Genomic DNA, 22,249 nt, shown 5'->3' with positions numbered 1-22,249 from the left:
GCTGAGCGGAGCTTCGCCAGCCCTTAACGTCTCGCGGCGCTGGGTTGCGGGCTCGCCCTACTGTGCCTCGTACAGCTCTGGCAGTTCGTAGCGCAGGCCGTAACGCCCGTACAGCCGCTCGACGTCACCGTCCCGAATCAGGCTTTCCAATTCGCCTTCAAGTGCGTAGGCCAGTTGGCGATTGGATTGATGGACGGCCATGCCCAGATCCCAAGCCTGCCTGCCCATGTTGGGGTAGGCGTTTTCGCCAAGCTTGAGGTGGCTGTCGCGCGCCTCGTGCAACATCCAGTCGATCTCGCCACGCATGGCCATGGTTGCATCGACCTCGCCCGTTTGCATGGCGACGAAAGCGGCCTGGGCGGTCGGGTAATGGTGGAGCATCTTCGAGATGCTGCCGTTGAATACTGAAGACAGGTAGAACGACGGCACGCTTTCGACTTCCACACCCACCGGGTGATACCGCAGGATTCCAACGCTGGACAGGTCCGTCACGCGTCGATCGTCATAGGCTGACTGCCAGCGCTCACGCTGGTAGGGGCCGAACATCACCACCAGCTCGTTGATCAACTCGCCCATCTCGTTCTGCTTGTAGGCAAATTCGCGGTCGTACGGGACGCGCATCATCACGTCGGCCAGCACGTTCGGCCGCAGGTAATGGCCCTTCCAGATGAAGTTGCGCAAGTCGTCGTCGAGGGTTTCGTCGGGCGTGATCCAGAGGACCTCCACCTTCAATTGCAGGCGCTTGGCAAGCTCGTTCGCCAGCTCGACGTCAACTCCGCGCGGCTCCCCATCGGCGATGAAACTGTACGGTGGAAAGTTCTCGTACATCGCGACCTTGAGCACGCCCGAGTCGATGATGTCGTCATACGCACGAACCTTCACGATATCCGCCTGGGCTACCGCGCAAGTCAGTAGCAGGCACAGACCTGCGAACAACTGGCGCATTGCGATCACCGCTTGGCCGCTTCGCTTTCGATATAGGTACGGATAGCCCAGAGCGCTTCCTGGCTGAGGTAATCAGCCATGCGCGGCATGTACACCGCGCCGTCGCGCACTGCACCGTTGATCACGCGTTCCTTGTACCACTCGTCACCGTCGTAGCTGGCTTCGAGCTCGCGCAGGTCAGGCGCAATCCCGCCGGAAATGGCCTCGAGGCCATGGCAGCGTGCGCAGTTCTGGTTGTAGGCCGAGGAGCCGATTGCGACCGCTTTGTCATGATCCTCACTGGGCGCCCGATAAGGATTTTCATCGACCCACTCCTCGCCCAGCGGCGTCAGGCCCTTGGTTTCGACCTTCTGTGGCGTAACGTCCCCGTGGGCCAGGGCCAGGCCGGCAAAGCCCAGCAGACCTGCAGCGAAGAACGTGCGCAGTGCGATTTTATTGTTCATGACGACCACCATTGTTTTTGAGTACTGAGCAAGGCAGCCCCAGTCGGAGCGCATGGTGGGCATCTTGTAGCCGACGCCGGGCCGGCAGAATCCTGCTTTGGTTGTCGGAATCTCGTTCCTTGGTAGTAGGGCCGGTTGGCGCGTCGCGCGGCACTCAGGAAGCAAAGCGGCGGCCTGCAGTGATTCGCAAGTGCCCGCCAGGGCAGCTGCCCTGTCCAGCGCGACCGACCGTACGACTGCCGATGGCGAGAGGTAGATAGCCGCGCGATGGCGCGCCGAACCTGCCTCGGCCCGGCGCGCTCGCCCGGTCAGTGCCGGCCGGGTTTGTCGAGCGATAACACCGGGCCGACCCGGCGCTTGAGCAGCCCTGGAATCGCCTGAGCCGGATGCACCCGCGTACGCAGCGTCGGCTGCCAAGACGTGTCGGTGACCAGTTGCGCCTCTTCGGCAGCATTGGCGTTGTAGAGCGCCAGCAGGTCCACCTTGCGCCGATTGATGATGTTGTCTCGCGTGGTAATCGCCTGGCCCTTCCAGTACTTGATGATCCGCTCAGGCTTGGCCGCAGGGCTCAACGTGAAGGCATTAGCCTCGGCCCAGATGTGCGATTCGTAGCCCACCCCAAAGACATAGCCGAATGACACCCGAGCATTATCGTTACGAATGAAATGATTGTTGTAGACATCCGCTTGGCCCCAGCGCAGCCGAGGCGCACGTTGACCGATATTGACGAATTCGTTGTGGTGAATAGTGACGCGCAGCTTGCCGGGGTCGCCTGCCGCCGTAGAGTCGGTGGAGCCGATCAGCATCAGTTTGTCGCGGTTCTCGAAGCGGTTGTAGGAGACCGTCACCAGATCCGAGCCATAGGTGATATCCACCGAGCCGTCGTGCTGTTGGAACGGCCTGCCGAAGTAGGACGGGGCCATATCGTCGTAATCCGGTGCGTCGGTGTAGTAGTTGTGATCGATCCAGACATGGGTCGATCCGTTGATGATCTGCACCATGTCGTATTCGCTGTTCCAATTGCCGGCCGAACCATCGGTCGGGTCCCACTGCGGAAAACAGTCGCTGACGGCCTTGTGATTCAAATTTCGCACGATCACGTTGTGCGCCCCGTCTATGCGCAACGAAAGGCCAATCAAGCTGGCCTCGGGATTCGCACCGATGATGGTGGTATTGCTGGGTACCTGCAGCAGCATCACATTTCGCTGATTCAACGCCGCTTGCCGACGGGCCTCTTCCAGCGGGCCGGTAGGTTCGGTGTCCCAGCCCCAGACGGCCGGGTCGTATGTGGCGAGGTATTGGTCAAGGCTGTAGCCGGTGCCTCGCGCATAGTCGTCACACGACAACGGATTGCCGGCCTCGTCGGCGTTACCCAAGAGCGTGCCGTGTACGCGGATGATCTTGGGCTGATCGCCCGCCTCGTCGAGCGCGGCCTTCATTTGTGCGCGCGTCGTAACGTCGTAGACGCGTTCTGGCCGAGCATTGGCGCCCCCGGTCGTACCGGCGCCCATAGAAGCAAAACCGTCACGCGCAGGCAGCGTTTGGCGCTCCAGCGGCACCTTGCCGTGCCCGCCACCGAAATGCGCGACCGAAGCCGCAGTGACACCCATCGGGACGAGCCCGACACCCGCCGACAGCGCGATAGCCGATACAACCTTTCGCATGTTCTTATCCTTATTCTTGGATTGTTGTCATACCTCACAATCCACCTTTCCGCTAGAAAAGCTGGATATGAGGCCAATCCGAGTCTAGGCGGCACTTGAGCGGGGTCAAGGATACATATGACGTCATACCTTTCTCACTGTGGTTAACCGACGAAAGGTGATGCGACAGCAAGCAAACCAGACGGGAATTCATTGCGAAACCCGGCTAGGCTACAGCGCCAAGGCCGTCCGATCGGCCACCATTCGAGTGCCCCGATGCCCCTGATCCGCATACCCCTGATCGCTGATATGGACACCCTGCCCCGCCTGGACGGCTTGCCGAGCGAACGAATCGTCATCCCGGAAACCCCGGCCAGCCTGACCGCTGCCGTGGAAGCGCTCATGGCGTGGCGTCACGTCGGTTTCGATACCGAATCCAAGCCGACCTTCCGCCCCGGAGAGCTCACGACCGGGCCGCACCTGATCCAGCTCGCCACGCCTGAGACGGCGTATCTCTTTCAGGTAGGCACCGACGGCAGCATCGAGGCGGCGCGCACTGTGCTGGAGTCGCCGGAGGTCCTGAAGATCGGGTTCGGCCTCGGCTCGGATCGGTCACGCCTGCGTAACCGGCTCGGGATTGACCTCAAGCCTTTCATCGACCTGGGCACCACGCTTCGCTACGAGGGCAAAAAGGGCCAGGTCGGCCTGCGTAGCGCCGTGGCGGGCGTGCTCGGTGCGCGAGTCAGCAAGTCGCGCAGTGTTTCCACGTCGAATTGGGCCAATCCTGTACTGAGCGAGGCTCAACGTCGCTACGCCGCGAACGATGCGTATGCGGCGCTGCTTGTGTTCCTGGCTTTAGGGGACGACCCGGAGCGGCTGCTCGCTGACCGAATCATGCCGGCGCCCTGACCGAACCGCGTATTGGAAGGCTCGCCAAACCTGCAACCCCTCGCCCGTGCGGGCGTCTACCCAGTAGATGAATTCGGGAGGTGAGCGTGGAAGGTATGTTTTTCAGCGGCTGGTCAACACTGGTCCGCACCTTGGTCGTCGGCGTGCTGGCGTACATCAACTTGATCGTGCTGCTGCGCCTGTCAGGACGTCGGACCCTGTCGAAGATGAACGCCTTCGATCTGATCGTCACCGTGGCGTTGGGCTCGACCTTCGCCACCATTCTGCTGAACCGCGACGTATCGCTCGCCGAAGGCACCCTCGCGTTGGCGCTGCTCATCGGCCTGCAATACCTGGTGACCTGGACAAGCGTGCGTGTCAGCTGGGTGCGCAAGGTCGTCACGGGGGAGCCGGCACTGCTGCTCTACCAGGGCTCGATGCTGCAGAGCGCCATGCGCGCCGCGCGGGTGACAGAGGATGAAGTGCACTCAGCCATCCGTTCGAGCGGCCTATCGGCGCTGGACGAGGTCGAGGCGGTCATTCTCGAAACCGACGGCAGCTTCAGCGTGGTGAAGGCTGGATCGGCTGACAGCCGCTCCAGCCTTGCCGGCGTGACGACACCCGGCCCCCGCGACATTCAGGTCTGACGCACGCGGTGAGCCCATGGACGTCTTGCTGAATATCGACGTAGCCGACCTGAAGCGCGGCATCCATTTCTACGAGGCGGCGCTTGGCCTGCGCCTGAGCCGCACCCTTTTCGACGGTAGCGCGGCAGAGCTGCTCGGCGCCCGGTGCCGCCTCTACCTGATCGAGCGGGACGCACATGATGCCGTAGCGGCAAACCCCGACCCTTGGGCCCGACACTGGACGCCCATTCACCCTGATTTCGTGGTGCAGGATATCGGTTCGGCCGCCGCGCGTGCCGTGACGGCAGGCGCCACGCAGGAAACCCCGATACGCACGTTCGGGTGGGGCAAGCTGGCTACTTTCGCCGACCCCTTCGGCAACGGCTTCTGCCTGATCGAATTTGTCGGCGAGCCTTACGAGGTGCCGGGCCCGGCCGGCACCTGCATTGATACGAAACGCGATTAACAGCCAACCACACCACAACTTCAGTGTTGACCGGCGTGTCAACACTGTCAGCGGCGCTTGGCGATGAACGGCATTTAAGAACGGTTTCGTTTCGCCGAAAAACGGAGGGAGCGGACTGCTCTTCCATTCATCGGGTACGAACCATGTTCAACAAGAAGCTGAAGCAGGAGCTGGCGGAGCTTCGCGAGGAAGTCGCGACCAATCGTCAGATCAAGGAATCCCTGTATCGGGAAATGATGGTGTTGGAAATCGACACCCAAGGTCGAATACAGCACCCCAACCCGAGTTTCCTCAGCGAAATGGGCTACCGCCTCGAAGATCTCGTGGGCCGGTCGCTGGACAGTTTCTTTTCCGATGAATTCAAGAAAGAGCCCAACTACACCAGCCTGAAAAACGCGATGCCGCGTGGCGAACACATCAGCGGTGCGTTTCGCGTGTTGCAGGCCAACGGCAAAGAGGCCTAGTTACGTTCGATTTGGCAGCCGATCAAGCATGCCGACGGCACGTTGCGTCAGTACACGCTGTGCGCCAACAACCTGACCCGCACCATTGCCACCTCGCGCGAGCATGAAAGCGTGATCAGCGCCCTGAAGCGTTCTACCGCCGTCATCGAATTCGACCTCGATGGCCACGTGCTGACCGCCAACCAGCAGTTCCTCGACGGCATGGGGTATCGCCTGGAGCAGATCAAGGGCAAGCATCACCGCATGTTCTGCGAGCGGGATGAGACCGAATCACCGTCGTACCGTGAGTTCTGGGCGCGCCTGAACCGCGGCGAGTTTGTCGTCGATCGCTTCAAGCGTGTCGACTCGCACGGCCAGCTCGTGTGGCTGGAGGCCTCCTACAACCCCGTTCACGATGTCTACGGCAAGCTCTACAAGGTGATCAAATTTGCCACGGTCATCACTGAGCAGGTCAACCGCGAACTGGCCGTGTCAGACGCCGCGACCATCGCTTACAGCACCTCTCAGCAAACCGACCTGAGTGCCCAGCGCGGCGCGCAAGTCGTCCAGCAGACGGTCGAAGTCATGCGCCGTATCGCCGACCAGATGCAGGATGCGTCGGACGGCATCGAAGCGCTGGACAAGCAGTCTCAGCTGATCAGCTCGATCCTCAAGACCATCAGCGACATCGCCGACCAGACCAACCTGCTGGCCCTGAACGCGGCGATCGAAGCCGCCCGCGCTGGCGACCAGGGTCGCGGCTTCGCGGTCGTGGCTGACGAAGTCCGGCAGCTTGCCGCTCGGAGCAGCAAGGCGGCGGAGGAAATCGTCGGGGTCGTTGGCAAGAACCAGGACTTGGCTCAAGCCGCCGTGCGCAGCATGTCGACTAGCCGCAGCCAGGCCGAAAGCGGGCTGGAACTCGCCAGCCAGGCCGGTGCAGTCATTGTCGAGATCCAGGATGGCGCCCAGCGCGTCGTGAGCGCGGTCGGCCAGTTCGCCAGTCAGTTGCATAGCTGACGGCGGCTCAATCGGTGCGGTCGTCGCCGTAGACGTCGCGCCATTGCCAACCGTCAGCTTCCAGCAGCGCACCGAGCAGTGCACGACGTGCCTCTTCTTCCCGGGATGGGCCGCTCGCCACGATCGGAATACCCGCCTCGCGTAACGCATCCAGGGAAACCGACGGCGGCGCCATGCTGGGTTGCTGCTTGGCCAGATAAGCCGAGCGATGCAGTTCGAGGTGCTTGTCCAACGCCGAGCGAAGCATCCGGCGCTTGAGCCCGTCTTGCGGCACCGCCGGCGCGACCCGGTCGAGCAGCCGCAGTGCTTCGTCGATCATCGCGATCGCCGGTATCACGTTCTTGCCGGCATGGCTGTTGTGAAAGCAGCGGATGACCGGGTACGCATGGTGGTTGAGCGTGTGCTCGACCAGCATCTGTCGCAGATCGGTCGCGTTGTCATAGAACGACGAGAAATCGCGCCCGTTCCAGCTGTTCACCAAGATCGCCTGAGGCGTCCCGCCCATGCTCGTGATGAACAGGCTGAGCTGGTTCTGCAGGCTTACCGCCGAGAGCACCGGCACGATGTAGGTGATCGCGGCCGTGATGAAAGTCAACCCGCAGAACGCCGCTGCACTGGTCAGCACCCGCCAACCGTCGCCCGCTGCGGCGTAGTCCCCCACGCCCAGTGTCGAAAGCGTGAAGCCCGCGTAATAGAACGTTTCCCACAAGTCGGCCGCAACGCCAGTCGTGTCGTCGACTACGGAGCCATGGCTGGACGCGAGCAGGAAGAACAGACTCAGCCATAGCGTCGCAATCCAGGCCAGAAGAACCGAAAGCAGTACGACCTGCCCAGCGTATTCGAGCAGCTTCGACGCGCCGCGCCGTTTTGCCGCTACGAAAAACACACGCCAGACTAGCCTTGCCGTCAGGTTTGTCAGCGTGCCGCCGCCGCGCGTGGAAAGTGTGGTTTTGGTGATGTCTGTGGCGACCAGCAGAAACAGCAAGACGCCCAACGAAAAAAGAAACATAAGCTGCCATATGGCCCAAGGATTCCCTGTTAAGGCAGGGAACCGGCCAGCAGAGTTCAGCCAGCCCGGCAGCCGGTACCGGTGTGCTTAGTGCCCGACCACCACCTCGCTGATCTGGCGAATCGGGGTCAGGTCGGTGTAGTTCGGGATGTCGGCAACGATTTCCTCGGCGTGCGGCGCAAAAGCGGCCTGGAACGCGTCCAGCGACTCGCAGAAGATATGGCACATCGCAATGTAGGGGGCTGGTACATCGGGCGCAGCGGTCAAGGCACGGTCAATGGTGTAGTAGAGACAGGCATCGCCCATGCGTGCTTTGAGCAATGGCAAATGGGTGTCGCGGTAGTACTCGTGATCGAATCGTGCCCCGGGCGTGTTGGGGTACATCACGCTGACTTTGATCATGCTGGCTCCTTGGCCGCCGGCCGCGCATCGGCCTGGACGGGCTGGGCTAAATGGACGGGCCTGGACTATGGCACAGCGGAACGGGGCGCGCGTGGGTCACGTTCGTGCACGGGCATCACTTGATCACGAACGCGCCTTCCATGCCCTTGTTTTGCAGCCCCTTGCAGTAGAAGGGAAAGCGTCCGGGCTTGATCGGCAGAAAGAAGATTTCCGCCTCGCCCGCCTCTTCGAATTCAAGCTCGACGAGCGTCACCGCCTTTATCTCCACGCCCCCTGCTTCGACCTTGCGCAAGTAAATTGCGTTGGCGAACTCCGGCGCCTGGAACGCGCATTCCTTCTGTCCGTCGGCGATCACCTTGAGCTGGTAGGCCACGCCCGTCTCAAGCTGATATTCCTTCTGTGATACCGAGTAGTCGCTCTTCTGCGAACCGAACTTGAGGTCCGGCAAGGGCTGGGTGCGCCGGGTCATGTCGCCGGCAGCAAGGACCTGGTCGAAGCCGATCAGGCTGCCGATCAACAGAAGGTTCAAGGCAAGGGTCTTGTAGGGAGGCATGGCGGTCGCTCGTTCTTGTTATGGACGGCCCTATGCTAGGAGGCGCAGCCGCGCACCGGTTTACTACCTTGGTACACAGCCACTGGTACTTTCTGCATATTTCCCCGCTCCGCCATGGTTCCTATGCTGGCCGCAACGCCATAGGAGTCGTCCATGCGCCCTCTTCTCTCATGTGCCGGGTTAGTCCGCACCGGCTGCCTTATCGCCCTCGTCTGCTGCGCCAGCATTGCCAGCGCCGCGCCTGAAGGGCTGGCGGTGCGCATCGGTTACCTGGCCTATCGACCCGACGCCGGCCCGCTGCTGTCGAACGTCATACCTGAGCCGACCGACGCCGGCCTGCGGGGCGCGGAGTTGGCCATCGCTGACAGCAACACGACCGGGCGTTTCCTCAAGCACAGCTACAGCCTGCAAAGCGTCGAAGGCGAGACACCCGAAGCGCTGCTCAAGGCCGCCGGTGCACTGCATGCCGAAGGCATGCGATTGTTCATCGTCAACGCACCGGGCACGAGTCTTCGGCAGCTGGCCGAGGCGATGCCCGATAGCCTCCTGATTAACGCTGGCAGCCCGGACGACAGCCTTCGCACAGCGCGCTGCCTGCCCAACGTGCTGCACACGCTGCCCAGCCGCAGCATGCTGGCCGACGCGCTGGCGCAGTTTCTCGCCGTACGACGTTGGAATCGCTGGCTACTCATCAGCGGGCCGACGGAAGGCGATCAGGCCTACGCCGTTGCACTCAAGCGCGCGGCCAAGCGCTTCGGTCACACGATCGTCGAGGAAAAGCCCTGGACCTTCGATACCGACCAGCGCCGCACGGCGCAGGCCGAGATGCCGCTGTTTACCCAGGCCGACGAATACGACGTGGTTGTGGTCGCGGACGAACGAGGCGACTTCGGCGAATACGTGCCGTACCAGACCTGGCTGCCGCGCCCCGTCGCTGGCACCCAGGGCTTGATGCCCACTGGCTGGCACAAGACGGTCGAAACCTATGGCGCGGCGCAGCTGCAAAAGCGTTTCGAGGCGCACGCCAACCGCTGGATGAACGACCGCGACTTCGCCGCCTGGATCGGCGTGCGCAGCTTGGCCACGGCGATTACCAAGCTTGGCTCAGACGCGCCTCGGGCGATCCGCGAGCTATCACTCAACGACTCCCTGCCGATCGACGGATTCAAAGGCCGCAAGCTCACATTCCGCTCCTGGAACGGCCAGCTGCGCCAACCCATCCCGCTGGTGCATCCGCGCGGGCTGGTGAGCAACTCGCCGCAAGAAGGCTTCCTTCACCCGACCAGCGAGCTCGATACGCTGGGCTTCGACCGCCCCGAAACGACCTGCCGACTGAGCGAGGCGACACCGTGAACCGCCTCGCCACCGCGCTGCTCCTCGCTCCGTTGGCGTTTACGACAGACGCGAGCGAGCTGGGTTACGACGCCTACATCGACAGCCCCAAGCGCATCAAATGCCTGTACGGCTATGTGACCGCCAAAACCGGAAACTTCGACGCAGCCCGGCAGATCTTCGAAGACTGCATCGCTCGCTGGGAGGACGTCTATTCGATGATCTGGCTCGCGCAGATGTACGAGTCAGGCTCAGGCGTCCCGAAGGATTTGAAAAAGTCCGCCGCACTGATGGAGCGCGGCGCGAATCAGCCTGACAGCGCCAGCTACGTCAGCCTGGCGCGCTACCACTGGGGGACCGCCCTCGCCGAGGGCCGTGGCGTGAAACAGGACCTCGCAGCCGCCCGCCACTGGTTGCACCGCGCAGCCGAGGACGGCGAACCGGAAGCCGAGGAATACCTGCTGCGGCTTGAAACGCCCCCCTCTCCCGAGGCCCGCTGACGGCCACCCACAACAACAAGAGAAACCAACGATGACCCGATCGCTCCTTGCCACTTGCATTGCCTCCACGCTAGCCGCCTCGCTCGCCTGCACGACCGCCCTGGCAGCCACCGCCTACGTCTCCAACGAAAAGGATGACAGCATCAGCGTGATCAACCTGGACACGCTGGAAACCGTCGAGACGCTCGAGGTCGGCCAGCGCCCGCGCGGCTTGACGCTGTCTCATGACAATAAGCTGCTCTACATTTGCGCCAGCGACTCGGACACCGTGCAGGTCATGGACCTGGCGACGCGAAAGATCATCAAGCAACTGCCTTCCGGCGCGGACCCCGAGCAGTTTGCCCTGCACCCGAACAACCGATGGTTGTACATCTCCAACGAGGACGATGCACTGGTCACCGTGGTCGATGTGGACAACGAAGAAGTGCTGGCGCAGATCGACGTTGGCGTTGAGCCAGAAGGCATGGGCGTGAGCCCTGATGGAAAGTGGGCGGTGAACACCAGCGAAACCACCAATATGCTGCACTGGATCGACACCGCAACCAACGAGCTGGTCGACAACACCTTGGTCGACCAGCGCCCGCGGCATGTCGAGTTCAGCAAGGACAGCACGCTGCTCTGGGCTTCTTCCGAAATTGGCGGGACAGTCAGCGTCGTTGATGTCCAGACGCGTGAAATCATCAAAACGCTGAACTTCAAGATCAAGGGCGTGCACCCTGACAAGGTCCAACCGGTAGGCATCAAGCTCAGCAGCGACGGCAAGTACGCCTTCGTCGCACTGGGTCCGGCCAACCACATCGCAGTGGTCGATGCGAAGACTTATGAAGTGCTCGACTATCTCCTTGTCGGCCGCCGGGTCTGGCACATGGCGTTCAACCTGGACGAAAGCCAGCTGTTGACCACCAATGGCGTCAGCGGCGATGTCTCTGTGATCGACGTCGACTCGCTCAAAGTGGTCAAGTCGATCAAGGTGGGCCGTTATCCCTGGGGCGTGGTGGTGGCGCCATGAGCACGCTGGAGGTCGAGGACCTCGGTTTCGCCTACGGCGCCCGGCAGGCCCTTCAAGGCGTCTCGTTCAGCACGGCGCCAGGCCGGTTCACGGCGTTATTGGGGCCGAACGGAGCCGGCAAGTCGACCTTGATCGCGCTGCTGACCCGCCTCTACGAACTGCAGCGGGGAGACATTCGCGTCGCCGGGTTCAGCCTCCGCGAGCGCCCACGCGAAGCGTTACGCCGCCTGGGCGTGGTGTTCCAGCAAAGCACACTGGACCTCGACCTGACCGTGGAACAGAACCTTCGCTACCACGCCGCGCTGCACGGAATGCCGCGAACATTGGCCAACGAACGCATCGCTCAGGAGCTGCAACGCCAGTATTTGCTCGATCGCCGCAAGAGCAAGGTTCGCGAGCTCAACGGGGGCCACCGTCGACGCGTGGAAATTGCCCGCGCACTGCTCCACAAGCCCAGCCTGCTGCTACTCGATGAAGCAAGCGCCGGCCTCGATCCCGCCAGCCGTCGCGCCCTCAACGAGCATGTCCGCATGCTGTGCCACGCCGAAGGGATGAGCGTGCTCTGGACGACGCACCTGTTCGATGAGGTTCAGGCGGATGACGCGCTACTGATCCTCGATCGCGGCCGTCTGGTTGCCCAGGGCCGTGCGGATGAGCTGTACGCCGCTGACGGCAATCTGGAACAGACTTTCACTCGCCTCACCTGCAATCCCGTCGCCGCCTGATGAGCCGCGGCCCAGCGTTTTCGGAGCAGCCAAGCATGACAGCCTACTGGGAGTGCCTGAGGGCAATCGTGGCGCGGGAGTGGCTGAGATTCGTCCAGCAGCGCTCGCGATTTCTGAGCGCGCTGGTCAGGCCGCTTTTATGGTTGGTCGTTTTTGCGGCCGGTTTTCGCGCCGCGCTGGGTATCGCCATCATCGAGCCCTACGACACCTACATCACCTACGAAACCTGGATCGTGCCCGGGCTGGCCTGCATGATCCTTCTGTTCAATGGCATGCAGGGGTCGCTGTCCATGGTGTACGACCGTGAGATGGGCAGCATGCGCGTCTTGCTGACCAGCCCGCTGCCGCGCAGCTTTCTCCTCGCGAGCAAGCTAATGGCAACGGCGCTGATCTCGCTGCTGCAGGTCTACGCGTTTCTCGGCATTGCCTGGCTCTATGGCGTACAGCCACCAGCGATGGGGCTGCTCGCTGCGCTGCCGGCGCTCCTGGTGGTCGCGCTGCTGCTCAGCGCACTGGGGCTGCTGTTGTCCAACGGCATCCGCCAGCTAGAGAACTTCGCCGGCGTGATGAATTTCGTCATCTTTCCAATGTTCTTCCTGTCCTCGGCGCTGTATCCGCTATGGAAGATGCGTGAGTCCAGCGAGTGGCTGTATTGGATTTGCGCCGCCAATCCATTCACCCACGCCGTGGAACTGGTGCGCTTCGCGCTGTACGAGCGGTTGAATCCATCGGCGCTCGGCATTTGTATTGGCCTGATGCTGTTGTTCAGCGTGCTGTCAGTGCTCAGCTTCAACCCGCAGCACGCCGCGCTACGCCGGGCGGCGTGAGCGTGACTCTACTACTTTGGTACTGCTTTTCTTGTCCATCGTAGGATTTCAAAAGCGCGCACTTTGCTCTGTAATGTGGCCGACCGAAGTACCAGGCGCGGTGGGCTGGCCGTGTAGAGTTGCCTGATCTACCCCGTCAAACCGCGCTCATGCCCCCTTGCTGCCCCGGAAGGACGCCCTACCGATTCGCCCCAGCATAATCACAACAATGAGGTGACCGGCTGTGTACAAGATACTGATCGCTGATGACCATCCGCTGTTTCGCGAGGCCATCCATAACGTCATCCGAGACGGCTTTCCCGGCAGTGAAATCCTCGAAACCGCCGATCTGGAGAGCGCGCTTGGTCTGACGCTCGAGCACGACGACCTCGATCTCGTTCTGCTCGACCTGAACATGCCCGGCATGCACGGCCTCAACGGCCTGATCAATTTGCGCAATGAGGCGCCCACGATCCCGGTGGTGATCGTCTCCGCCGAACAGGACAAGCAGGTGGTGTTGCAAGCCATCACCTATGGCGCCTGCGGCTTCATCACCAAGTCCTCACCACGCGCGCAAATGACCGAGGCTATCGAGCAGATTCTCAACGGCAACGTCTACCTGCCGTCAGACATCATCCGCAGCCAGAAGGCCAGCACCCGGCAGTCCCAGCACAACGAGCAGAGCATCCCACCGGAATTGCTCCAGGCGTTGACCCGCAAACAGCTCTTGGTACTCGAACGCATGACCAAGGGCGAATCGAACAAACAGATCGCCTACAACCTCGACATCGCTGAAACCACCGTCAAAGCCCACGTCTCGGCCATCCTTCGCAAGCTGAACGTGCACAACCGTGTCCAGGCCATCCTCTCGGCAGGCGATATCGACTTCACGGCCTATCTGCGCCGGTAGTTCACGGCGCACTGCTTTGTGGGTGACAGCTTCACAGCGATCAGGACTCGGCGTGGCTGCCGGATCGCCAGCAAGCTGGCTCCTACAGAATGGGATGGGTCTGAGACGAACTCTTTGCTGCACCACGGCTAGGGCTTTTCGTAAGGAGCGCGCTCGCTCGCGATCAGGGCTTCGGCGCGGCACCGGATCGCCAGCAAGCTGGCTCCTACGGAATGGGATGGGCCGGCGACGAACTCGTTGCTGCACCAAGGCTAGGGCTTTTCGTGGGAGCGAGCTCGCTCGCGATCGGGGCTTCGGCGCGGCCCCGGATCGCCAGCAAGCTGGCTCCTACAGAATGGATAGGTCTGAGACGAACTCTTTGCTGCACCAAGGCTAGTGCTTTTCGTAGGAGCGAGCTTGCTCGCGATCGGGGCTTCGGTGTGGCCCCGGATCGCAAGCAAGCTGGCTCCTACAGAATGGAATGGGCCTGAGACGAACTCTTTGTTGCAACACGGCTAGGGCTTTTCGTAGGAGCAAGCTTGCTCGCGATCCCGCTGCACGAGGCGGTTTCTCACGAATGCCCGTGCTCCATCATGTGGCACATCGCGGTCTTGAGTTTCATCGGGCGTACCGGCTTGTGCATGAGCATGTGGCCGAGCTCCCGGACCTGCTGCTTTAGCTCGTTACTGTAATTTGCGGTAATCATCAGCGCTGGAAGCGGGTTGGCGCGGCGTGCGTTGACTGTCTCGACCACATCGATCCCGGTGCAGCCGTTGTCGAGGTGGTAGTCGGCAATGATCAGATCGGCATCGGCGTGAAAGTTGTCGACCTGCCCCGCGAGATCCTGTTCGGACAGCGCGGTCACCACCCGGCAACCCCAACCCTCCAGCAGCGTGCGCATGCCGGCACAGATGGACGTGTCGTTGTCGAGCACCCAGACGCGCGCGCCTTTCAGGCGTTCGAGCAGCAGGTCGGTGGTGGTCGGCTCGACGGCAGTTTTGGGAGCGCGCTTGGCCAGAGGTACCTCAATCGCAAATTTCGAGCCCCGCCCAGGCACTGACGCGACCTGTATGCGATGCCCAAGAATCCGTGCGATTTTCTCGACGATGGCCAAGCCAAGCCCAAGACCGCGATCCTGATGCGGCCGCACGCCTTCGCCGCGTTTGAACTCGTGAAAGATCTCTTCAAGCTTGTCCTCTGGGATGCCGACGCCGGTATCCCAGACTTCGATCGACAGGCTCTGCCGGCGTCGCCGGCACCCCAGCACCACCCGGCCTTCAGGCGTGTAGCGAATCGCATTGGTCAGCAGGTTACGCAGAATGCGTGCGAGAAGTTGGATATCGCTGCGTACCAGCGCTGAACAGGGAATGAAATCGAGCTGCAGTTGCTCGCTACCGGCAATCTGGCGGAACTCCGCGGCGAGGTTGTCCAGCAGCTCCCCGACCGCAAAGGCGGCAATGTCCGGTTTGATAACGCCCGCATCGAGTTTGGAGATGTCGACCAGCGTGCCGAGCAAATTCTCGACGTCTTCCAACGAGTTGCTGATGTTTCGAATCAGCCCGCTGCTCGGCGCGCCAGGTTGCTCGAGCAATGCGGATGTGAACAGCCGAGCGGCGTTGAGGGGCTGCAGCAGGTCGTGACTGACTGCGGCAAGAAATTTTGTTTTGGACAGGTTCGCCAGCTCGGCTTCACGCTTGGCCTCGCGCAGGCGGGCTTCTGCATGCGCGCGCTCGTCGATCTCGCAGAGCAGCTGGTCGTTGAGGCTGGTCAGTTCAGCGGTACGTTCGCGGACGCGCTGCTCCAGATTTTGGTAGGCCTGGTGCAGCGCCTCCGCAGTGCGGCGGCGGTCAGTGATGTCCTGAATCAGCACGAAGATGCCGGCTACCTCACCGGAGTTTTGCCGGTTCGGTACGTAGGAACGCAGCATGTAGCGCTGCTGGCCTGAGTGGTTGCACTCGGCCATCTCGAAACTCACGCTCTCGCCGGACAACGCTCGCTCGATGTAGGGCTCGAGCTGGTGCCAGTGTTCGCCGCTGTGGATTTCGCGCAATGGCTGGCCGAGCATGCCGTCGCTCGGCCAGCGATACCACTCCTCATAGACCTTGTTAGTGAATTCGTAGGTGAGATCAGCCGATACGTAGGCGATCAGCGCTGGGACGTGGTCGGTGATAAGGCGTATCCAGCGCTCGCTTTCGCGCAGCGCTTCGGCATGACGGTAGCGTTCGGTAATGTCGGTGAAGGTGTTGACGAAACCGCCGGTGGGCAACGGATGAGTGCGGATTTCAAGCGTCCGGCCATCGAACAAGTGCTGCTCGAGTTCAGTCAGCGGCTGGCCATTTGCATCGTAGGTATCAGGCGTAAGTAGCCTCAATTCGCTGTCTGCCATCACCTCTTCGAACGGACGATGCGCCTCGATGGGCGCCAGCCCACAAAGCTCGAGGAAGCGACCGTTCCACAGTTCCAGGCTGCCATCGACGCTGACCATCGCGACGCCCTGCGATAGGTTGTCGACCGCACGTTGTAATAGGCGGGACTTCTGCGCCAGCGCCTGCTCGCGACGCATGGTTTCGCTGACCTTCACTTCGGTGATATCGGTGTAGAGCATCACGAGGCCGCCCTCACGGGTCGGACGTTCGCTGACCTGCACCCAGCGCCCGTTGTTCAGCCGATACACGGTCGGCTCGTTCGCCTTGCCACGATGCTCTTCCGCGATCATTCCGCTGCTCTCGGCCAGCCGCTTGAGCTCGGACAAGCGCGTGCCGCTGTTGATGCGAGCGCGCGTCCGGCTCCAGAGCGACTTGAAGCGTTTGTTGAACAGGACGATGCGCTGATCGTGGTCGAACAGTACAAAGGCATCGGAGATGCTTTCGATGGCGTCTACCAGATGCTGATGGGCCGTTTCTGCACGCAGCCGGGCATCGCTCAGCAAGCGGTTGCTGGCCTTGAGTTCCGCCATTGCCTGATTCAGCGCATCGGTCCGCTCGCGTACCTGCTCGGCCAATTCGACCGAATGCTGAAAAGCCGCATACGACGCATCTCGCCCGGTCGCGCTGGACTCGATACGTTCGATCAAGGCCGCGTTGATGCGCCTGAGCTTGTGGTTCTCCCGCTCGAGTTCGGCTTGCCTCTCGCGCAGCTCAGCGAGCACTTCGTTCTCCAACGCGCCCGCCTGGCTGGCCGATGGCGACGCCAGTGAAGGTCTGGTTGATGTGCATGCCATTGAACTGCTCTCCATAGGTGTTGAAGCCGATCACCTGCTGGCGCTTGAGAAAAGCTGAGGTGTCATCGGTGGAGCCGTTGCCTTCGATCTCCAGCCGCCGCAGAAAGCAGTCACAACCGATGGTCAGCAATGGCGCACCGAGGCGTTGCTCCAGACGCTCGAACAGCGCCTCGAGGTTGGGCATCAACGGGCCGGGGCGCATGGCGGTCAGAACGATGCCGTTCTCCACGGCGCAATAGAACGTCAGGCTGAGGTCCTCGTTGACCTTCTGGATCGAGCGCACGTAGTAATGCTCGTTGATACGCACGGCCAGCGGATGCGCCGCGAACAGCCGATGGTCAAGGTCGCGAACCTCTACGCCAATCAGCCGGGCATATTCCTCGGCAGCTGGCTCGGCGTTGAGCTCGTAGACGCGCCGTGCATGGCTGTCGGCGCGAGTGATGACCAGCTTCTCGGTGCGCGGCAGGATGTGGTGCGTGGTGAAAACTTCGAAGTCCAGCCAGGTGTTGATCAGCACGACGATGGCCGCACCACTGCGAAACTGACCGTCGTAGTAGACGTGCGTATTGGTCAGGTGGTTGTCGTCCCCGGCGGAGCCGCCGAAGTGGGGAATGCTGCCGAACGCAGCACTGAGCGCGGACAGTACGACCTCTTCCCGGCTTGAAAGACCGTCGAGCAGCGTCAGTGCGAAGCTGTGATCCTTGATAGGTGCGAGAGAATTGCTGCGACAGTCACTGCCCAGGCGCTCGACCAACTGCTGCGCGTCGATCAGGCTGAAGCGATCCATCTCATCGATGACCTCGCAGGAGATGGAAAAGCTACGATGATCGAAACCCACCGCAGTCACGCAGCTGCGACCATAGCCCTGTGCGGTGATTTCGCCAGCTGAGGTGCAGCCGACCATGCGCACGCCGCCGAAGTACTGATGCAGCGCTTCGCCGAGCGCGGGTAGGTCGTATTCCGCCGAGCAGAAGAACAGAACGAAACCGAGATGCGGATGAATGAGTTGGCGCGCCAGGTCTTGGGCGACGGTCTCGGCATTGCGGGCTTCGGACATCGCTGTGCGTACCATTGAGGATTCCTGCTGCAACACGCACCTACCCCGTCTATCCAAGTCGTATGACCTCATTCTTGGTCAGGGCATTGAGTACGAAAATGCTACTTCAGTACCGGCGGCGGCGTGCCAAGGTAGCAAAGCGACGAAACACCGCATTACGGAGCGTTTCTGCCTGTTCAAACAAAAAGGCGGACACTTCCGAGGAGGCGTCCGCCCTGGTCTTGCGCGGCGCGCTTAGAAACTCAAAGCGGCACCGATCGCATACGTGCGGGTGTCTTCGTCGAGCGCGTCGGTGTCCCGACCGGTCAGTTCGAACTGGTTCACTTCAGCAACCAGCTTCAGGTTGTCATTGATGGTGCGGAAGTACGCGATCCCGCGGGTTTCGTAGTCGGCAGCGGTGCCCAGGCCGTTGCCGTCGTCTTTTGTCTTGCCGGTGGAAAGAGCGATGCGGTTCTTGCCAAACGTGTAGGAGCCCTGCAGCAGGTACCCATCGCTGTCCACGTCTCGCAATTGCGCTTCGCCCGCGTTGTTGGTGTAGAACGGGTTGATGCCTTCGGCCTGAAAGCCTGAAGCCGTTACCGAAAAGCCACCCATCTTCGCCTGGATGCCGTAGCCAATACCCTGGGAATCAACCTCGTCGACACTGCTGTCGGTGTTCTTGGAGGTCTGCTGCATGCCATTGACCCAAGAGTAGATCTGCGCGCCGCCGACGTCGAACTGGTAGGTGACCTCGGTCTCGAAACGCGGGCTGTCCTGGTAGGCCTCGTCCAATGCGCTACTGGCATCGTTGGTGGTGTCGACCGGGTCCATGATGCCGACTGCGATACGCAGGCCGCTCATGATCGGTGAGCGATAGGTGACCTGCGACGTTGGAAAGGGATAGGGATAACCCGTGCCGATATTGCCGAAGGAAACGCCACCGAAATCGACCAGGCCCAATGTGTCGCTGACCTGGCCGTAACCGGCAAGCATCTCGTCGAGGAAGATATTGGAGCGCCCGAAAAGGCCGAAGTCCTTGCCGAACAGCACTTCACCCCACTGATCGTTAGACGCAGTGCCATAGAACTGGCGTACGTCGATGCCGGTCTCGGTGCCATTGGTGTCGCTGTCGTTGATCGTCACCCAGAAGGAGGAACGGCCGCCGACCTTCAGGTCATCGAGCTGCTTGGCGAAGTTGAAGCCGATGTAGTTAGGCAGGAAGCCCATCTTCACGCGGGACTGGTCACGGTCGAACTGCTCGCCGGCACGGTCGACATCGCTGCTGACGTAAAAGGTGTTGAAGTAGCCGTCCACCGAAAAGGTCGTGTCGTCATTGTCGTAGAGCTTGATTTCGGCAAAGGCTGACTGGCTAAGGGTCATGGCTACGGCGCTGGCCAGAGCCAGGGGCAACAGGGTGGTTACGGCTTTCTTCTTGTTGTGCATGGCGTTCTCCGCTGAAGGGACGACGGGCAGTCGTGTCGAGGCGGATTATCGAAAGCACCCCTGCGCCGCCATACGCTGCGATGGCGGCGTTTTGCTACTGCTTTGGCTGTGGTGGTCGTATCGCCTACCAACGAGGGGCCTGCGGCGCCTATGGAAGCAACGCTTCGGTATTACGCCGTTGCGCTTTGGGTGCGACCGGGGCCAGTCCGCTGCGGCAGGCGCCCGGGCTGGGGGCAGTATTGGAGAGTGCTTTTGCTAGAGCGGGCGCGCGCTAGTGCCAGTCTGTCGGCTGAGGCGCTGTAGACAGCACCAGCCGCCCTGCCTCGCGCAGCGATTGCAGCGCGTGAATCAGGTCCTGCGGGCTCAGCCGAGCCATCGCAGCCGAGACCGCTTCGACGTGATTCGGCGCCTGGCCGGCCAACATGGCTTGCCAGGCTCGTTCGCTGCGCCAGCGTAGTTCGGCGAGCGCTTCGCCCTGCTGCTCGGCCATCTCACCAGCGATTGCTACCAGGTCGTCCGATGGCCACTCGCGCAGCCTGAGACTGAACGCCTCGATGAACCTCTCGACCTGATGATGGATTTCAGTGGCCGCCGCCGTGGGTGACTGCACTGCGAAAAACACACCGGCCTGCCCGGCGAACTGCCCGAAGCGGCAGAGCACCGCATAGCCCAACTGTAATTCGCCGCGCACCCGGCGGAAGAACGCACCTTCCAGCAGCCGACCAAGGATGCGCCATGCCGCTTCCGATGGCGCATCGAAATCTGGCAGCGGGCGAAAGAGCACATAGGCCACCTCAACGCTTTCTGCCGGGCCTGGAACATGTAGCCAGCGATTCGTCCGAAATGGCGCGGCCGGAGGTACTGCACCGCTCGCCGGCTCACCTGGCAGACGCCGGATGATGGGCTGCAGTGTTGCCAAACAAATATCCGAGAAGCCGACGGCCAACCCGTCCCACGTGGCGTTGCGCCAGGGCGTGTCCAGGCGAGTCTCATCGGCAACGACAGGTTGCACATCTTGGCCGACCGCTTGGCCGACCGCTTCCGGCAGCCGGTCGAGCAGTTGTCGCAACAGCATCGCATCCTGGCCCAGGGTCGCGGCCCGTTGGGCGTGCTGCATGGCGTCCGCAACACCGCGTTCGCTCGCCAGGCCGAGCAGTGGTGACAGGTCGTTGAGGATGGCCGGAACGGCTTCTGCGAACCCCCGCAGGCTTAGCGTCCAGCTGCGCCCCAGGTTATCGAACCCCAGCGTTACGCCCGCCTGCCGCGCCGCCCAAGCCCGGCTGCGCAGCGCCTGGTCAACCGCATGCCAGTGAGCAGCGATTGGGGATGTCGTGAAGCACCAGCGCAGCATCAGCGCACCCTGCCCTGCTTCGTTCACAGGCCCGAAGGTACGCAGTGGCAGCGTATCGGTCGGCTGATCGCCTGCAACGAGCGGCTGGATCGGCAGCAGCCAAGGGTTGGGCTGTGGCACCTGCCAGTCCCAGTCCCAGTCCCGCATCGCCAAGGGCACGGGTGCCTCGCACGCCATGCGCAGCGGAAAGCCCTGGGTTTCGACTGGCTCGCCCCGATCAAACTCATCGTCGGCGACGGTCAGGATCACCGGATCGCTCGCCAGCATGCACTGCACGAGTTGGACCACAGGTTGAAGCGCCAGGGTCGCATCCCGCGACCAAGCGCCCGATTCGACCCAATGTCGGAGCAACTGCAATGGCTCGGCGCCCAGGAGGTAACGATGCGTTGCCGCCTGGTATTCCCCGCTGCACGTCGGCCAGCAGCCCGGGGTGATAAAAAAGCGCAACCAATCGACCACCGCGCCGGCGACAACAGCACGTTGCCGCAGCCCGGCATCGGTCAGTAGAGCCTCGATGACCAACAGGCCCTGCCCGTCGAAACGGTACGGCACTCGCAGCGACAAGGCCTGGCATAGATTCGCGTCACGCAAGCGCGCCAACAGCCCATTCGGTGCTTCGGACGCAACCCAACTGGCCAGGTAATCCTGTGCGCTGGTCGAGGGTGAGACTCCATCCACGACGAACCCGAGCAGCAAGCGCGGCTGGTCCTTCGAAAGATGCAAGGTCAGCCATCGATCCTCGCTGAGCGTGAGAGCGGGCGCGACTCGAGACACAGCTGGGCCTGGTATCAGCCTGGCCTCGGCGATATCAGCCAGGCGCTGCAACTCGACCCGGTCTTGCGGCCCAGCAAGCAGCAGCTCGATCTGCCCGGTTCGGTAGAAGCGATCTAGATAGCCGCGCAGGGCCTGCTGAAAGGCAGGTTCATCCACCGGAAGCGTATCGCGGTGGCCTGCATGGAAGCCCGCGGCCGGGTGCGCTGGGTCGATGGCCGTTGCCAGCGCGGCGTCGCAAAGCGTTTCCCTGTCCTGCGAGCGGGCAAGGAATTCAGCATGCAGCACGTCGCGCTCGCGGCGCTGGGCATCGATGTCCAGCGTTGGCTGCGCAAGCATGTCGAGCAGGCGCAGCAAGGCCTGTTCGAGATGCCGGGCGGGTACTTGGAAGAAAAAATCGGTATGGCGCTCGCGGGTCGTGGCGTTGAGTTGGCCGCCAACACCCTGCACGAAAGCCATCAATCCGTCGGCCGCGCCATAACGCGCACTACCCAGGAACAGCAAGTGCTCGAGAAAGTGTGCAAGCCCCGGATAGGCGGCAGGCGCATCGTGCGAGCCGGCGTGAACACGTACCAGCGCCGCGCCCTGCGCGCCGGTTAGCGCGGGCAATATCCGCACCCGCAGCCCCTGAGGCAGCTGGTTCTGGGGAGGGCAATGAAGACGATGTTCCGGTTGGCTCATGGGCAAACGCTCGGCTGTGAGCGGACAGCATCGCGCCAACCGCCCCGCTGC

Annotated in this window: 21 protein-coding genes; 11 read left to right on the top strand and 10 right to left on the bottom strand. The window is 62.1% G+C overall.

Annotation, left to right across the window (positions count from 1 at the left end; all coding sequences use genetic code 11):
* Window positions 1-57: 57 nt before the first annotated feature.
* The 3 genes from M1D78_RS10095 to M1D78_RS10085 all read right to left on the bottom strand — a co-directional run bounded on the left by M1D78_RS10095 (window position 58) and on the right by M1D78_RS10085 (window position 3,052).
* On the bottom strand, window positions 58-945 hold the full coding sequence (locus M1D78_RS10095; RefSeq protein WP_437419392.1) for a substrate-binding periplasmic protein: 888 nt from the start codon (window positions 943-945) through the stop codon (window positions 58-60).
* Window positions 946-950: 5 nt separating this feature from the next.
* Window positions 951-1,388 (bottom strand): cytochrome c-550 PedF, encoded by a 438-nt coding sequence (pedF, locus tag M1D78_RS10090; protein ID WP_437419393.1) that lies wholly within the window; start codon window positions 1,386-1,388, stop codon window positions 951-953.
* A gap of 308 nt (window positions 1,389-1,696) precedes the next feature.
* On the bottom strand, window positions 1,697-3,052 hold the full coding sequence (locus tag M1D78_RS10085) for a pectate lyase family protein (RefSeq protein WP_437419394.1): 1,356 nt from the start codon (window positions 3,050-3,052) through the stop codon (window positions 1,697-1,699).
* Window positions 3,053-3,307: 255 nt separating this feature from the next.
* On the opposite strand from M1D78_RS10085, the gene M1D78_RS10080 reads away from it, so the two are divergent.
* From M1D78_RS10080 to M1D78_RS10060, 5 genes are all read left to right on the top strand, one after another.
* Window positions 3,308-3,940 carry a 3'-5' exonuclease gene (locus tag M1D78_RS10080; protein ID WP_437419395.1) on the top strand — a complete coding sequence of 211 codons (633 nt, stop codon included), beginning with the start codon at window positions 3,308-3,310 and terminating at the stop codon, window positions 3,938-3,940.
* 86 nt (window positions 3,941-4,026) lie between these two features.
* Window positions 4,027-4,566, top strand: coding sequence for a DUF421 domain-containing protein (locus M1D78_RS10075; RefSeq protein ID WP_437419396.1), 540 nt, complete (start codon window positions 4,027-4,029; stop codon window positions 4,564-4,566).
* Window positions 4,567-4,582: 16 nt separating this feature from the next.
* Window positions 4,583-5,011 (top strand): VOC family protein, encoded by a 429-nt coding sequence (locus tag M1D78_RS10070; RefSeq protein WP_437419397.1) that lies wholly within the window; start codon window positions 4,583-4,585, stop codon window positions 5,009-5,011.
* Between the two features lie 143 nt (window positions 5,012-5,154).
* Entirely contained in the window at window positions 5,155-5,475 is a 321-nt protein-coding gene (locus tag M1D78_RS10065; RefSeq protein ID WP_457933561.1) for a PAS domain-containing protein, read from the top strand.
* A gap of 201 nt (window positions 5,476-5,676) precedes the next feature.
* Window positions 5,677-6,471, top strand: a complete 795-nt coding sequence (locus M1D78_RS10060) for a methyl-accepting chemotaxis protein (RefSeq protein WP_457933588.1) — start codon at window positions 5,677-5,679, stop codon at window positions 6,469-6,471.
* A 7-nt stretch (window positions 6,472-6,478) separates the two neighbouring features.
* On the opposite strand, the gene M1D78_RS10055 is transcribed toward M1D78_RS10060, so the two are convergent.
* The 3 genes from M1D78_RS10055 to M1D78_RS10045 all read right to left on the bottom strand — a co-directional run bounded on the left by M1D78_RS10055 (window position 6,479) and on the right by M1D78_RS10045 (window position 8,435).
* A complete protein-coding gene (locus M1D78_RS10055) occupies window positions 6,479-7,480 on the bottom strand; it encodes a potassium channel family protein (RefSeq protein ID WP_437419398.1) in 1,002 nt (333 codons plus the stop codon).
* 87 nt (window positions 7,481-7,567) lie between these two features.
* A complete protein-coding gene (locus M1D78_RS10050; RefSeq protein WP_437419399.1) occupies window positions 7,568-7,882 on the bottom strand; it encodes an EthD family reductase in 315 nt (104 codons plus the stop codon).
* A gap of 115 nt (window positions 7,883-7,997) precedes the next feature.
* Window positions 7,998-8,435 (bottom strand): cupredoxin domain-containing protein, encoded by a 438-nt coding sequence (locus tag M1D78_RS10045; protein WP_437419400.1) that lies wholly within the window; start codon window positions 8,433-8,435, stop codon window positions 7,998-8,000.
* Window positions 8,436-8,588: 153 nt separating this feature from the next.
* Here M1D78_RS10045 and M1D78_RS10040 point away from each other — a divergent pair, with 153 nt between their 5' ends.
* The 6 genes from M1D78_RS10040 (at window position 8,589) to M1D78_RS10015 (ending at window position 13,717) form a co-directional block, all read left to right on the top strand.
* Window positions 8,589-9,788 carry an ABC transporter substrate-binding protein gene (locus M1D78_RS10040; protein WP_437419401.1) on the top strand — a complete coding sequence of 400 codons (1,200 nt, stop codon included), beginning with the start codon at window positions 8,589-8,591 and terminating at the stop codon, window positions 9,786-9,788.
* Window positions 9,785-10,267, top strand: a complete 483-nt coding sequence (locus M1D78_RS10035) for a tetratricopeptide repeat protein (RefSeq protein ID WP_437419402.1) — start codon at window positions 9,785-9,787, stop codon at window positions 10,265-10,267. Before M1D78_RS10040 ends, M1D78_RS10035 begins: the two co-directional genes overlap by 4 nt.
* Window positions 10,268-10,298: 31 nt before the next feature.
* Window positions 10,299-11,276: a YVTN family beta-propeller repeat protein gene (locus tag M1D78_RS10030; protein WP_437419403.1), complete on the top strand. Its 978-nt coding sequence runs from the start codon at window positions 10,299-10,301 to the stop codon at window positions 11,274-11,276.
* Complete coding sequence (locus M1D78_RS10025; protein WP_437419404.1) at window positions 11,273-12,001, top strand: ABC transporter ATP-binding protein; 729 nt, start codon at window positions 11,273-11,275, stop codon at window positions 11,999-12,001. The genes M1D78_RS10030 and M1D78_RS10025 overlap by 4 nt, the downstream gene beginning before the upstream one ends.
* Before the next feature lie 35 nt (window positions 12,002-12,036).
* On the top strand, window positions 12,037-12,828 hold the full coding sequence (locus tag M1D78_RS10020; protein ID WP_437419405.1) for an ABC transporter permease: 792 nt from the start codon (window positions 12,037-12,039) through the stop codon (window positions 12,826-12,828).
* 223 nt (window positions 12,829-13,051) lie between these two features.
* On the top strand, window positions 13,052-13,717 hold the full coding sequence (locus M1D78_RS10015) for a response regulator (protein WP_437419406.1): 666 nt from the start codon (window positions 13,052-13,054) through the stop codon (window positions 13,715-13,717).
* 550 nt (window positions 13,718-14,267) lie between these two features.
* On the opposite strand, the gene nahK is transcribed toward M1D78_RS10015, so the two are convergent.
* The 4 genes from nahK to pqqF all read right to left on the bottom strand — a co-directional run bounded on the left by nahK (window position 14,268) and on the right by pqqF (window position 22,198).
* Entirely contained in the window at window positions 14,268-16,916 is a 2,649-nt protein-coding gene (gene nahK / locus M1D78_RS10010; RefSeq protein ID WP_437419407.1) for a hybrid sensor histidine kinase/response regulator NahK/ErcS', read from the bottom strand.
* Window positions 16,834-17,988: a nitric oxide-sensing protein NosP gene (nosP, locus tag M1D78_RS10005; protein WP_437419408.1), complete on the bottom strand. Its 1,155-nt coding sequence runs from the start codon at window positions 17,986-17,988 to the stop codon at window positions 16,834-16,836. The genes nahK and nosP overlap by 83 nt, the downstream gene beginning before the upstream one ends.
* A gap of 219 nt (window positions 17,989-18,207) precedes the next feature.
* A complete protein-coding gene (locus tag M1D78_RS10000) occupies window positions 18,208-19,395 on the bottom strand; it encodes a porin (protein ID WP_437419409.1) in 1,188 nt (395 codons plus the stop codon).
* A gap of 271 nt (window positions 19,396-19,666) precedes the next feature.
* Entirely contained in the window at window positions 19,667-22,198 is a 2,532-nt protein-coding gene (gene pqqF / locus M1D78_RS09995) for a pyrroloquinoline quinone biosynthesis protein PqqF (protein ID WP_437419410.1), read from the bottom strand.
* Between the last annotated feature and the right edge of the window lie 51 nt (window positions 22,199-22,249).

This window comes from Pseudomonas sp. SA195, from assembly GCF_054131565.1.
This window is presented reverse-complemented; position numbering and strand designations above follow the sequence as displayed.